Source organism: Pseudomonas sp. MDT2-39-1, from assembly GCF_054898085.1.
Window position 1 is genome coordinate 3531690 of the sequence record NZ_CM142716.1, and the last position, 13044, is coordinate 3544733.

Sequence of the window (13044 nt, forward strand, 5' to 3'; positions counted from 1 at the left end):
CTCGGACCGAGAGGTTTGGGCATTTTTTTGGTTGGAAGGGACGGCATTGCGGGGGTTCAGTTGTGAGGGCTCAGTGAGATTGTCCGGTTTCGAAACGTTTTTGTGCAAAAAGCCAGATTTATGATCGTTTTTGAGCAAGTAAAATCGTTTTTATGCGTTTGGGGTCAGTTCGACGGTGCCCCAATTCAACGGCGGCAGCATTTTTCAAGGTAGTTGTCGCGTCAACCGTTCAACTATGCCGCTCTTTTCTCGTCCTGCTGCTCCCGATCCGGATTCAGCATCACCGCTCCTATCGGCTCCCAGTTCCGCGTCTGGCCTGACCAACGTTCCGGGCTTTTCTTGCGCGCTCGCTGGTACAGTTCATGCCGCCGCGCCAGGATCTGGTGGTCCAGCCCTCGATGCCGCTCAGCCGGTGTCACGATGCGGATCCGGCTATGCCGGTGCTCGTTGTTGTACCAACGCATAAAATCTCTCACCCAAGCGCGTGCGGCGTCCAAGCCGGCAAAACCCTCCGGCGGCCATTGCGGGCAATATTTCAGCGTTCTAAACAGCGACTCCGAGTACGGATTGTCGTTGCTCACTCGCGGTCGGCCACGGGACGGCGTGATGCCCAGGTCGTACATCTTGCTCAACAGCGTCAGCGATTTCATCGGCGCACCATTGTCCGAGTGCAGCACCAGCGGCTCGTGTAAACACTGCTCGCCGATCACGCTGCGTTGCAGCAGCGCAGCCGCTTTTTCGCCGCTTTCTTCTTCGTAAACTTCCCAGCCCACGGCCTTGCGGCTGTAAATATCTTCGATCAAATACAGGTAGTAGTACTTGCCGCGTATCGGCGACGGCAAATACGTGATGTCCCACGACCACACCTGATTGGGCGCTTTGGCGACATGCGTCGTCGGTGCCGCATGCCGTCTGGGTCGCTGGCTACGGCCCCGATGATGTTGCTGACCGGCTGCACGCAGGATGCGATAAAACGTCGCTTCCGACGCCAGATAACGCCCCTCGTCAGCCAGCCTCGGTACGATCTGACTCGGCGGCAAATGGGCATACGCCGGGCTGTTACACAGGGTCACGATCGCTTGTCGTTCGATCTCGCTCAACGCATTACGTGGCGTGGGCCGCACGGTGGTTGTGCGGGCATCGGCTTAAACATCCTCACTCTGCGTCCATCGCTGCAAGGTTCTGAGCGACAGCCCCACCTCCTGGCACGCTCTGATTTTTCGAGCACCGGCCACGATGGCTTCGATCAACCAAGCCACCAACAACTGCCGTTCCGGCAAAGAGGTCAGGTGTCCTCGTTGTCGATCCCCCAGTAATCGTTGAGCTTTTTTCGCAGCACCAACAACGCGGCGGTCTCGGCCAGCGCCTTGTCTTTACGCAGCAGTTCGCGCTCAAGTTGCTGAATACGTTTCTTGTCCTTGCGAGACTGTTCGCGGTCGACCTTTTGTTGGTTCTGAACACTCTGCTGCCCCGTGATACAGGCTTGGCGCCAGGCGCTGACATGTTCGGGGTACAGACCTTTTCGTCGGCAGTACTCACCCAGTTCGAGCTGCGACAGACCGGCGGTTTCAAGGACGACAGCGAACCGGGCTTCAGCAGACCAGTTCTCGGGGAGTGGCTTGTCTTCAGGCACTGCGCTTCCTTCAGAACTGACCTTCTTGCGCCAGTTGGACAAAGACATTTCGCTAACCCCTTCACGCCGGGAAACCTCGGCCATCGTCAGGTTCAGCGGGGGAAGCAGCATCTTGAGTAATGCGGCTTTGCGTTCAGGTGAATAGTACGGCACGACCAGTCTCTTTCCGCCCCCGATATGCTTTTTCAGGAAAATTCGGAGAGGCGACAACTATCCTGACACCGGGGGCTACATCGAATTCGAGTTCTCAGGCCCGGTCGCTGAATTGGCAGCGACGGTTTGAAGTTGGCTTGAGGGGGAAGGATGCGCAATCGTGGCTAGGTGGTGGCGTGGGCGTGAAACCACCTGGTCTTCAAGCAACGGTATCGGCGCTCCAATCGGCTAGCTAGCTTCAATCAACGCTCGTTCTTCCAACCAAATCTCCTGAACAAACTGGTCCGTAATCGCATAAATTCCATGCCCGCGCCGCATGATGATGTTCTCAGAAACCAGCGCAATCACCACCGGCTGAATCTCTTCTACACGCACCTCCCGGCCCACAGTCTTCGAATACTCAGCTGCAGCATCGATGGAGAAAATACCCCGAGCATCGCCTTGCGTAGACGCGATTTTGTTGAAAATAGCCTGAGCCAGGCTGCCTAACAGCTCCACTTTTTCAAGTTCGATGCTGGCCGCCGCCGAGCGCAATGTGCTGGCAATAACCGGTAGGAAAAGATCAGGGTCACCTTCTTGCTGCATGAGTTGTCGCAACGCTTTGAGCATTTCCTCGGGCCGGTTTCCCAAGGTATTGAATGCTTCGATGGCGACTTCGAGTGAAGGTAGCTTTTCTTTCTTCACCGTCGCAGCGAGCCGGTTAAGCAAGTATTCAACGTAATCCCCTTTCAGTACCGGATACGCTGTCGATGTCGCACCAGAAAACGCTTGGTTCCTCTTTGCCGTGAGTTCGCTGACTTGCGCCCTGTGCGATCCCGTTCCAATAAATAGAAAGTAACCCGGTGTATCTGGTCGAGGATTGATCGCATCACGAGCAGCTTTGAGTGCCAGAAGCAGCTGATTACCATCGTCGGAAGAAATGGCATGCTGCACTTCGTCGATGATCAGCACCAAGTTGGTGTTCGCTTGATCAACAACCTCTGTCAGCGCCTGCGCCAGGGTTGGCCCACCTGAGTTCCCGATGCTGTCGAGTTTGAAACCAAACTTGAATCCTGCAACGCCTACATCAGCACCGCTGACACGCTTGAGCATTTCGAGCAAATCGGAGCCCGGTGTTTGGAGCTCCTGCAGGGTTTTACGGATGGCGTCATGCACCAGTGTCGCTGGATTGGCCAGCGTGTCACTCCATAGGTCGACGTAAATGACCAGAGCCCCCGCATCTTTCAGCGCAGGGATCAGGTCGCTCCTCAGGAATGTCGTTTTCCCAGTCCTGCGCAGGCCGGATAAAAACAGACCTGAGCGCAAACCTTCATCGAGAACGCCTGGATTGAGAAGCTGGTTCGCCATCTCTTCGGCCAATTCAGGGCGCTGAAAAATACTGCTCATGCAATTACCTCTTTTTATGGATACGCCATAATTATTGGCCAGCCATAATTTAGCATAAAGGTTCAAATACAGCCTGAAGCCAGTGTGATCGCTGTTTCTGAGGGTTTTTTGAGCGAAGAAGGAATGCTGACTGACATGTCGCTTGGCAACGACATACGAATGATTGAGCTGAAAAGGGAGTTTCGACGCCTAGCAGGCGTGAAATCGCGCACCTATTACACTACGTAATTAATGATGTTCCCGCCCCCACCTTTATCCCCTCCAGCTAACTCCATACATTGAGCTCCAACGCCTACCCATTCATTCCGAAGGGAAGGTCACTGGAGAGTCCTCATGCCTTTCGTAAGCGTACGCATCACCCGCGATGGCGTTACCTCTGAGCAGAAAGCTCAGGTGATCGCCGAAATCACTGAAACCCTGGAACGCGTCCTGAAGAAGGATCCGCACCTGACCCACATCGTGATCGAAGAAGTCGACACCGATAACTGGGGCTACGCCGGCATCACCACCACCCAGTACCGAAAGCAACTGGCTGAGGCGGAGGGCCAGTCATGACCGCGTCCGTCTCCATCGATTTCATCTCCGACGTGGTGTGCCCGTGGTGTGCGTTGGGTGCGACGGCGCTGGAGCAAGCGATAGAGAACGTGGCCGGTGAGATTTCGGTGGAGCTGACCTACAAGCCCTTCGAGTTGAACCCGGACATGCCGGCAGTCGGCGAAAAAGCGGTCGAGCATTGATGCGCAAATATGGAAGGACTGCCGAAGACGTCGCCGCCGGCAAAGCGATGCAAATCGAACGTGGCGCGGCCCTGGGTTTCAAGTTTGATCTGGAGAAGCGCACTCACTTCTACAACACGTTTGATGCGCATCGGCTGCTGTTGTGGGCGTTGCAGGAAGGGCGGCAGGTCGCACTGAAGAAGATCCTGCTGCGCGCCTATTTCGCCGACGGCGAGAACCCGAGTAATCGCGAGACGCTGGTTCGTCTGGCGGCTGAAGCGGGACTGGATGCGGCGGCTGCTCAAGAGGTGTTGGCGTCCGGCGCGTTTGCCGAAGAAGTGCGTGAGCTTGAAGCGTTTTACCGCCAGCACGGCATCAACTCGGTCCCGGCCATGGTGCATAACGGTCGACACCTGGTGTCCGGCTCGCAGTCGGTCGAGTACTACGAACAGATGTTGAGACAAATGGCCAAGGCCCCCGCCGAAGCCTGATTACTTACTTTTTCAAACCATCATTTATTTGTAGAGGTTCATCATGAGCAATTCGAAAAAAGTCATCGTTATTACCGGCGCATCCCAAGGCCTCGGCGCCGGCATGGTCAAGGCGTTCCGTGATCTGGATTACAAAGTTGTCGCCACATCGCGTTCGATCAAACCGTCCACCGACCCGGATATCCTCACCGTGGCGGGTGACATCGGCGACCCGGCGGTCGCCCAGCAAGTGATCCGCGAAGCCATCGCACGTTTTGGCCGCATCGATACCTTGGTCAACAACGCCGGGATCTTCGTTGCCAAGCCGTTCACCGCTTACACCCCTGAAGACTACGCGGCGGTGTTGTCGGTGAACCTGAATGGTTTCTTCTACATCACCCAACTCGCGATCACCGAGATGGAGAAACAAGGCCAAGGCCACGTCGTCAACATTACCACCAGCCTGGTCGACCACGCGATTGATGGTGTGCCGTCGGTGCTGGCTTCGCTGACTAAGGGTGGTTTGAACGCTGCGACCAAGTCCCTGGCTATTGAGTACGCCAAGCGTGGGATTCGGGTGAACGCGGTTTCACCTGGCATCATCAAGACGCCGATGCATGGTGAAGAAACTCATGAGGCGCTGGGGAATCTGCATCCGGTTGGGCATATGGGTGAGATCAGTGACATTGCGCAGGCTGTTGTTTATCTGGATAGCGCGAACTTTGTTACTGGGGAGATTCTGCATGTGGATGGTGGGCAGAGCGCGGGGCACTAAGACCGCTTTTCCAAACGCCAAAAACAACAAAGCCCTCGTATTTCTCCGAGGGCTTTGTTTTGTATGGTGCGGCATCAGGAGTCGAATGGATATTTAACGATTTGCCATTAATGATTTTATGAAGGTGAAGGTGAGCTGCGTCGGCAAGCAGATAAAGGAGCTATCCATGCAGGTCGCTAGTGAATAGATGACTGTGCATAAAATCTATGAAGGCCCGTAGTCTTAGAGAAAGATGTTTGCTCGATGGCCATAGAAGCCTGAACACCCCAGTGTGAACCGTATAGTCTGCTAACACCCGAACCAGTTCGCCGTTTTTGATGGACTTGGAAGTCATGAAGTCAGGTAGGCAAGCAATTCCCAAACCTGAACGTGCCACATCGACAATCACTTCAGTCGTGTTGCACACCATGGTCTGAGGTAGCTCGAAATCCGGCTCTCCGGTCTCAACGCGTAGCGGCCACGGTTCAATCTTCCCTGTCGAAGGAAACTTGTGTAACAAACATGAATGCGTAGCAAGATCCGCTGGCCGTTGGGGTACACCGTACTGTGCGAGATAGTCCGCAGACGCCACAATCTGGAGCTGAAACCCCCCCAGTCTTTTAGAAATCAACCGAGAGTCACTAGGCTCGCCTGTCCGCAATACAGCATCAAAGCCCTCCTCGATAACGTCGACCATTCGATCAGTAAAATCGATGTCGAGTTCTATTTCGGGGTATGTGCGCATGAATTGAATGATTGCTGGCATCACAAGATCGCTGACTAGAGGCAAGCTGATTCGCAATTTGCCCCTCGGTTGTTCACGCGCATTGCTTAGCTCCATTTCTGCGGCTTCAAGCTCCGACAGTATCCGTCGGCACCGCTCGAGAAACAGTGACCCTTCTAACGTCAGGGCAATACTGCGGGTGTTGCGCTGGAATAGGCGTACACCGAGTTTGTCCTCCAGCCGACCAATACTTTTGCCGACGCCAGAGGATGAAATACCTAGTCGTTTTCCTGCCTCTGTAAAGCTTCGAGTCTCAGCCACCAATACGAATAGTGAAATGCTGCCAAGCGATTCCAAGGGCTGTCCTCACTACGGACACCAATGTCCGATATGTTCGGATTATAGGCCTGTTTTTGTTTGCGGACGCAAGCCCTAACCTCTTGGTGGGCCGATCACCGCAGACAACCGTGCGCCGAGGACCAACACCTCCGCACACCAATCAGGGAAACATTCAGATGAATTCAACACGCAGCGTTCAGACGGCTCCCCCGTTATTGAAGTGGATACAGCTATTCGCAGCTTGCCTGACAGGCGTTCTCATCCCGCTTTGCTTCACAGGGCCCGCAGTTGTCCTCTCTTCCATCAGCGCTGCCATGGGAGGATCTGCCGTCGAGCTCAGTTGGGTTGTCAACGCCTATATCCTGACTTATGGCAGCGCCATGATGGCGGCAGGGAGTCTGACGGATATCTATGGACGCAAGCGGGTATGGCTGATTGGTCTAGTCATCTTTGTGTTGTCTACCATCGCTATTCCCTTCTCTTCCACTGTCTTGCAGATCGATATCCTGAGGCTTGTACAGGGGTTGGGCGGAGCAGCTGCTTTCGCTGGCGCCATGTCGTCTCTAGCTCAGGTATTCCACGGTGCTGAGCGCACCAAGGTTTTCAGTCTCCTTGGGACGACTTTCGGCATTGGATTAGCCTTCGGCCCATTGGCAGCGGGGCTACTGGTCGACTCCGCAGGCTGGAAATGGACGTTCCACGCTACGGCATTGATAGGCGTAGCGGGCTTCATACTTGTCTGCGTGAGCGCGACTGATTCTAAAGACCCGGCTAACAATGGTATGGACTGGCCTGGTGCTCTCAGCTTCACGGCCGCACTGACCTTGTTCACCTATGGCATTCTCCTCGCGCCTGAGGACGGTTGGGCCAGCCCAATCGTTTTGGGGAGTGTGGCCGGCGCGATCCTGCTGTTTATCATCTTCGTGATGATAGAGCGCCGAACCAGTAGTCCTATGCTTGACCTGTCGCTGTTCAAGCAATCCAAGTTTGTAGGTGTGCAGATTCTTGCAGCGAGCCCTGCATTCTTTTTTGTCGTCCTCATCATCATGCTCCCGGCGCGATTCATCGGAGTCGATGGGCTGAGTGCTTTGCAGACCGGACAGATGATGATCGCGCTGGCCGCACCGTTGCTGCTCGTGCCGTTTCTGGCTGCTCAGCTCGCGCGACACTACACCTCAGGGATGCTCTCGGCGGTCGGGCTGATGTTGGTGGCTGTCGGGCTGTTTTGGCTCGGCGTCGTGCTAGATAGCGGAGTAAGTAATGCGGTAATGCCTATGGCGCTGATCGGCATCGGCATTGGCCTGCCTTGGGGTTTGATGGATGGCATGGCCGTTAGCGTGGTGGAAAAAGAACGCGCTGGCATGGCCACAGGGATTTTTAACGCTGTTCGCGTTTCCGCCGACGGTATAGCCATCGCCGTCGCCGGGGCGTTGCTGGCGACCTTCATTCAATGGGGGTTATTCGACGCCGCCACGAATTTTGCACCGCATCAGATAATGGAGGCATCCAGCCGGGCTGCGCTCGGCGATCTGCAGAATGCCGGCAATCAACTGCCAGGGCAGTCAGAGCTTTTGCGCCACGAGTACGCGAACGCGTTTCGTCATCTGCTTTTCATCTTGGGTGCTGGCAGCGTGCTCACGGCAGTTGCTGTGTTCGCAACGCTCGGTCGAGTTAGCGCGCATGATCATCAACCAGTAGAAGCAGTCCGTCCCGTGATCGTGGGTGACCGCGAGTGATCGGGCGGATACGAACGAGCGGCGAATCCAATGAGGCTCACCCTGCGTTTTCCCGTGTGTTCGCACCAGGCCATCTTACGTTTGGCCTAATCGCGCCGCTGGAGGGATATCCCAACCTCATGGCTCCGACTATGCAAGATCATGTTGATCTGGCCCGACAAGCTGACGTCGCTGGTTTCTCAGCGATCTGGCTACGCGACGTGCCTCTGCTGGATCCGGAGTTTGGAGACGCGGGCCAGATGTTTGATCCCTTGGTGTACGCAGCTCACTTAGGGGCGGTCACTCAAAGAATCTGTATCGGTACTGCCGGGGTGGTACTGACGCTACGCGATCCCTTGATGGTCGCCAAGCAAGCCGCAACCCTTGATGTGCTACTGCAGGGCCGCTTTCTACTCGGACTCTCAACGGGAGATCGGCCCAGCGAGTATCCAGCATTCGGCCAGGACTTCGACAACCGAGCGGAGCGATTCAGAGAAGGTTGCGAAATTTTGCGTATCGCTACCCAACAGTCTTTTCCCAAATATGAGTTTTGTCACTATGGCAGGCTCGACGGGACGCTGGATTTGCTTCCAAAGCCATGGTCCACGCAAATGCCAATGCTCGCTGTTGGCCGTTGCGGGCAAGACATGAAGTGGTTGGCATCGCATATGGATGGATGGCTTTGGCACCAAAGCGACTTTGGCAGCCTGCCCAACTTGATTGAGCAATGGCAGTCCTGTACTGAGCCTGACACGTTCAAACCCTACGGCTATGCGACATTCTTCAACCTGGAAGAAAACCCCGACGCCCCCTTGAAGGTTGGACGAGGGATAAGCACCGGCCGCAATGCGCTCATTGACTTGTGGCAGCGACAACAAGCGCAAGGTGTTTCACATGTCGCATTGAACCTGAAGCCATTACGACGGCCTGCAAGGGAAGTATTGCAGGAACTTGCAGAATACGTGCTGCCGTTTTTTCCGGCACAGGGAGTGAGCCTTGTCTGATCGAAACGCTCCGTCTGCTCAAGATTTGTTGAACCAAAGTACCGACCTGCCCCGGAGCCCCATACGTATGTGGTTCGCTGGTTGGATGGTAGTGTCGGTGTTTATCTTGTCCAATACTGCGACCCCGCTATACGTTTTGTGGCAGGGGCAACTCGGTTTCGCATCGTCAACCCTCACGTTGATATTCGCGGCTTATATCTTGGGGCTGTTGCTCAGTTTGCTGATTGCTGGACAAGTATCTGATCGCTATGGTCGCAGGGTGGTACTGCTGCCCGGTCTAGTCTGCGCTATGTCGGCTGCATTGCTGTTCAGGTCCGCCGAATCGGTTGAAGGCTTGCTTTTCGCACGCCTACTGACAGGCATTGCCGTGGGGATTATCGTCTCCGCGGGGATGGCAAGTGTTGTTGATCAGGGGGGTGTGCAGAGGCGAAGACTATCTTCGTTAGTGGCCTCAATGTCGATGGTGCTGGGTGCAGGCCTCGGGCCTTTGCTGGCTGGAAGCCTCGCCACGTTTGCCAGCCGGCCGATCGAAAAAGTGTTTACCCTGGAGTTGGGGATACTTGCACTCGCTTTTCTGATCGCCTGGACGATGCCAAACGGAGCGAATGACACCCAACGAACAGGCAGCGCCAGATGGAGGTTCCCTTCGGTAGAGCGACATCATCGCCTTCACATACTGCTAGGTGTCGCGCTGTTCGGTCCGGGAATCACAGCTACTTCCTTTGTCTTGTCGTTGGGACCGTCTCTACTGGCAAGTCTGCTCCACATTAAAACTCCGCTGATGGCAGGTGCCACTGCGTTTCTAATGTTTATCTCGGCTTTCGCCGTACAGATTGTGCTGCGTCGGCGAACCGTTGAACACATTTTCTATTTCAGTGCTGCCGCGACCTTCGCCTCGATGCTGGGTATCTCCACTGCGATAGCGATCTCCTCTCCCGCGGTTCTGATTATCGCCGCGTTGCTGGCCGGTGCCGGTCAGGGATTGGGGCAACTGGGGGGGCTGACGTTAATAGCCTTGAGGGTATCGGACAACAAGCGGGCGCAGGCAAATGCATTGCTCAACATGGGCGGCTATGTGCCCGCTGGCCTACTGCCTGTAGCCACTGGTTTCTTGATCGACCGAACTAACTTGGCCGTCGGTGCTTACACATTGGCAGGTCTGCTCGCTAGCTGTGCGCTACTCGCAGCCTGGTTCGTCGCAAGAAACAAGGAAGAAGTTCACTACTACTGACGACCTAGGAGGTCATCATGCGCTCTACAAAGTCCAACCCTGCTAAACCTAATCCAATGCGTGTCAGCCGCAACAAGATGCAATTAGGGGTTTTTTCCACTAACACGGAGGGTGGTTGTACGGTGACGAATGCGCCAGAGCGGATTCGAGGGGATGACTGGGCAGGCAATCTGGAGATCGCGAAGGATGCGGACCGGGCAGGTTTTGAAGCGTTCATCCCGGTCGGCCGTTGGAAGGGATTTGGTGGCGCCAATAACACCGGTGGTGTGTGTTACGAGACCTACACGTGGGCGGCGGGTATCGCTGCACTGACTGATCAAATCGCGGTGTTCACGACGTCGCATTTGCCGACTGTGCACCCTCTGTTCGCCGCTAAACAGGCGGTTACAATCGATCACATCAGCGGCGGGCGTTTCGGTCTAAACATTTTGTGTGGCTGGTATGGCGCTGAGATGAGGATGTTCAGCGGCGAGATGATGGAACACGACAAGCGATATGACTACGCTGAGGAGTGGTTGCACATCGCGCAAAACGCCTGGCAGCAGCAGACCCCTTTTAACTTCAAAGGGGAGTATTTCACGATCTGCGACGCGATCTCTCAACCGCAGCCAATCAACAAGCCTTACCTTATCAACGCTGGCGGCTCCCCTCGCGGGAAGCGGTTCTGTGCAGAGCATTGTGATGCGGCGTTCTTAATCATCAAGCACTTGGATGGCGAAGCGGCTGTGCGTGAACAGATCGCCTCCTACAAGGATCTCGCCAAGAACGAGTTCGGCAGAGACCTCAAAATTTGGTGCTATGGCTACGTTGTTCAGAAAGACACGCAGGAAGAAGCCGAAGCGTACCTTGATTATTACGCAAACCAAGTGGGCGACGACGAAGGGTGCGACATCATCACGACCGAACTGGGCATTCAGACCGGAATCTTCACGCCGGAAGATGCGGTCCGGTTCCGTTTTCACTTCAAGGCTGGCTTTGCTGGCGTACCGTTGGTAGGAACGCCAGAACAGATTGTAGAGCTCTTCCGGAAATATTCAGACTGGGGAATCGACGGCATCGCGCTTACATGGTTGGACTACCACCAAGGGATCAAGGACTTCGTGGCGGGCGTTCAACCACTCATGGAGGCTGCAGGTTTGCGCGAGCCATTCCTTAAAGATGCTCTACCAGCGCCAAAAGAGGAGCGGGCGGCTGTGGAAGTGGCATAACTGTTGGGGCCCCGGCGAATTAGCCTAGGGGCCCAACTCTAACTTAGATTTCCAACATCTTTTGCGGATTAGAAAGGGTCACTTCCGCGCGGCGAGAGACATCGAGTTCAAACGTATCAAACCACTGTTGGCTTCGCTCGAGCCAGCCGTTGACGTCCATCTGGCTCGTTTGCCCCAAGTCTGAGCTATAGACAACATTGGGGACAGACGACAACACCTCGCGAAAATCCTCTTCTTGTTGATACCCTAAAAGATAGGTCAGCGCTGTCTGCTCGATATACACATTTGGGGCCGCGGCGATCTCTAAAAGTTCGGCAGCCTTCAAATCAGTCAGCGGATTAGCGGGTTGGTTGAGCATCAAACGTGGCACGCCCAACCGAACGGATTCATCAACTAAAGCACGAACCTCGCGCGCGTCAGCGTGGCCGGTTGATATCACAAGAGGGTAGTCACACGCCATCTTGAGTACATCCAACGCCTGGGGCGTTAGTCGCCCTGCGTCTGTTGTCACGCGGAGGGGCTTGATCGGTTTGCTTAGCAAGAGCGGATGGCTGACATTACGCGCGAGGGTGCTGGTGTGCTTGCGTCCTGTCACTGTAGGAAAGTGGACAATGAAGCGTCCCGGTTCGTCGCCGCGCACACACAGGCTTCGCTCCACGACCCTGAAGTCCACACCTCCTGCAATCTCGTTCAAAACCAAAGAGCCGCTGACGGGAAAACCCTGCGAGCGCGCCTCCCAGGCTTGCCCGGCAGTGCACCCCATGTGATTTTTCAGTACGACCCAGCCTTTTGCTGCTGCGTACAGCTTCCCGGCATCTATCGCTCCGTGGCGGCGAATGAACGCGTCCGGATTCGCGTGGTAGTGCAGGTCTATAAACCTTGGGGAGTGGCTATTACCTTTGAGATCGTTCATGCCGCGCGTTCCGACAGGGGTATTAGAAAAGTGTCGACGTCGCTCAGCACCGAATCGAGGTCGTCAGCCAAAGGTCGCATACCTCCCCCCTTGATGCAGAGTGTGCGTTGATTGTTTCCGGTGGTTTCTATCGCGTGCGTCTGCGTAACAAGTTGAGATCGCTCGCCAAAAATACTCAGGACCCTTCCTTGATATTTCTGCAGGCTGTGACTGAGATCGATACCGGCCAAAAATCCAAAACCACGCACTAGCCGTTGCCCCTGTACCACGAGGGGAACGTTACTTTGACTCTCTGCGGTCTGCTGAGGAACCCCGCCCTCGGGTAAAACGAGCGCATCCAATAGGCGCTTGGCTTCTTCAACTTGGCCAAGCTTTGCAAGCTCTGCCATTCGCCCGAGTCTGGCATCCAGTAACGCGTTGGCTTTGGCCGGGGATGAGAGCAGCAGCAGAGCCGCCGTGGACGCAAGAGAAGAGGAGCTAACCAGTTCCAGGGCAAGCGCGCCGCCTAACGCGACGCCGACAAGTACGTTGGGTACGCCCCAAGGTTGCAGTACCTCAGCCCAACGCTCGCTAAAGGCTTTCAAAGTCTCACCTGCGACAACCGGTATCGAGAGCGAATCAAACACCACCACCCGATAGCCTGCGCTGAGAAAGTGGCCTATCAGGGGCTGGATAAATGCTCCTTCATCCCACACAGGCATGACCGGGGAAAGAACAAAAACGGACAATTTCCCTTCCCCATACTCTTTGAATTGCACGTCCTGGTTCATTGCTTTGCTCCTGCAGAAATAACGAAGC

Annotated in this window: 10 protein-coding genes and 2 pseudogenes; 7 read left to right on the forward strand and 5 right to left on the reverse strand. The window is 55.3% G+C overall.

Annotated elements, in window-relative coordinates:
- Positions 1-233: 233 nt before the first annotated feature.
- Positions 234-1786 (reverse strand): annotated as a pseudogene (locus ACYZTM_RS16790) (IS3 family transposase).
- 228 nt (positions 1787-2014) lie between these two features.
- Positions 2015-3172 carry an AAA family ATPase gene (locus ACYZTM_RS16795; protein WP_461983567.1) on the reverse strand — a complete coding sequence of 386 codons (1158 nt, stop codon included), beginning with the start codon at positions 3170-3172 and terminating at the stop codon, positions 2015-2017.
- 333 nt (positions 3173-3505) lie between these two features.
- Between ACYZTM_RS16795 and ACYZTM_RS16800 the strand changes: the two genes are divergently transcribed.
- The 3 genes and pseudogenes from ACYZTM_RS16800 to ACYZTM_RS16810 all read left to right on the forward strand — a co-directional run bounded on the left by ACYZTM_RS16800 (position 3506) and on the right by ACYZTM_RS16810 (position 5133).
- Positions 3506-3727, forward strand: a complete 222-nt coding sequence (locus ACYZTM_RS16800) for a tautomerase family protein (protein WP_056745525.1) — start codon at positions 3506-3508, stop codon at positions 3725-3727.
- A pseudogene (locus ACYZTM_RS16805) lies at positions 3724-4379 on the forward strand (DsbA family oxidoreductase). Before ACYZTM_RS16800 ends, ACYZTM_RS16805 begins: the two are co-directional and overlap by 4 nt.
- Positions 4380-4422: 43 nt before the next feature.
- Positions 4423-5133, forward strand: a complete 711-nt coding sequence (locus tag ACYZTM_RS16810) for an SDR family NAD(P)-dependent oxidoreductase (protein ID WP_461983570.1) — start codon at positions 4423-4425, stop codon at positions 5131-5133.
- A 160-nt stretch (positions 5134-5293) separates the two neighbouring features.
- On the opposite strand, the gene ACYZTM_RS16815 is transcribed toward ACYZTM_RS16810, so the two are convergent.
- The gene (locus ACYZTM_RS16815; RefSeq protein ID WP_461983571.1) at positions 5294-6193 is read right to left on the reverse strand and encodes a LysR family transcriptional regulator; all 900 of its coding nucleotides are present in this window, start codon (positions 6191-6193) and stop codon (positions 5294-5296) included.
- 158 nt (positions 6194-6351) lie between these two features.
- Between ACYZTM_RS16815 and ACYZTM_RS16820 the strand changes: the two genes are divergently transcribed.
- The 4 genes from ACYZTM_RS16820 to ACYZTM_RS16835 all read left to right on the forward strand — a co-directional run bounded on the left by ACYZTM_RS16820 (position 6352) and on the right by ACYZTM_RS16835 (position 11333).
- A complete protein-coding gene (locus ACYZTM_RS16820) occupies positions 6352-7911 on the forward strand; it encodes an MFS transporter (RefSeq protein ID WP_131061296.1) in 1560 nt (519 codons plus the stop codon).
- 8 nt (positions 7912-7919) lie between these two features.
- Entirely contained in the window at positions 7920-8894 is a 975-nt protein-coding gene (locus ACYZTM_RS16825; RefSeq protein WP_461989149.1) for an LLM class oxidoreductase, read from the forward strand.
- 67 nt (positions 8895-8961) lie between these two features.
- A complete protein-coding gene (locus tag ACYZTM_RS16830) occupies positions 8962-10125 on the forward strand; it encodes an MFS transporter (protein WP_461983573.1) in 1164 nt (387 codons plus the stop codon).
- A 17-nt stretch (positions 10126-10142) separates the two neighbouring features.
- The gene (locus tag ACYZTM_RS16835; protein WP_131061293.1) at positions 10143-11333 is read left to right on the forward strand and encodes an LLM class flavin-dependent oxidoreductase; all 1191 of its coding nucleotides are present in this window, start codon (positions 10143-10145) and stop codon (positions 11331-11333) included.
- Between the two features lie 43 nt (positions 11334-11376).
- Here ACYZTM_RS16835 and ACYZTM_RS16840 read toward each other — a convergent pair whose 3' ends face one another.
- Complete coding sequence (locus ACYZTM_RS16840) at positions 11377-12246, reverse strand: DUF6282 family protein (protein WP_131061292.1); 870 nt, start codon at positions 12244-12246, stop codon at positions 11377-11379.
- Positions 12243-13016 carry a hypothetical protein gene (locus ACYZTM_RS16845; protein WP_131061291.1) on the reverse strand — a complete coding sequence of 258 codons (774 nt, stop codon included), beginning with the start codon at positions 13014-13016 and terminating at the stop codon, positions 12243-12245. Before ACYZTM_RS16845 ends, ACYZTM_RS16840 begins: the two co-directional genes overlap by 4 nt.
- Between the last annotated feature and the right edge of the window lie 28 nt (positions 13017-13044).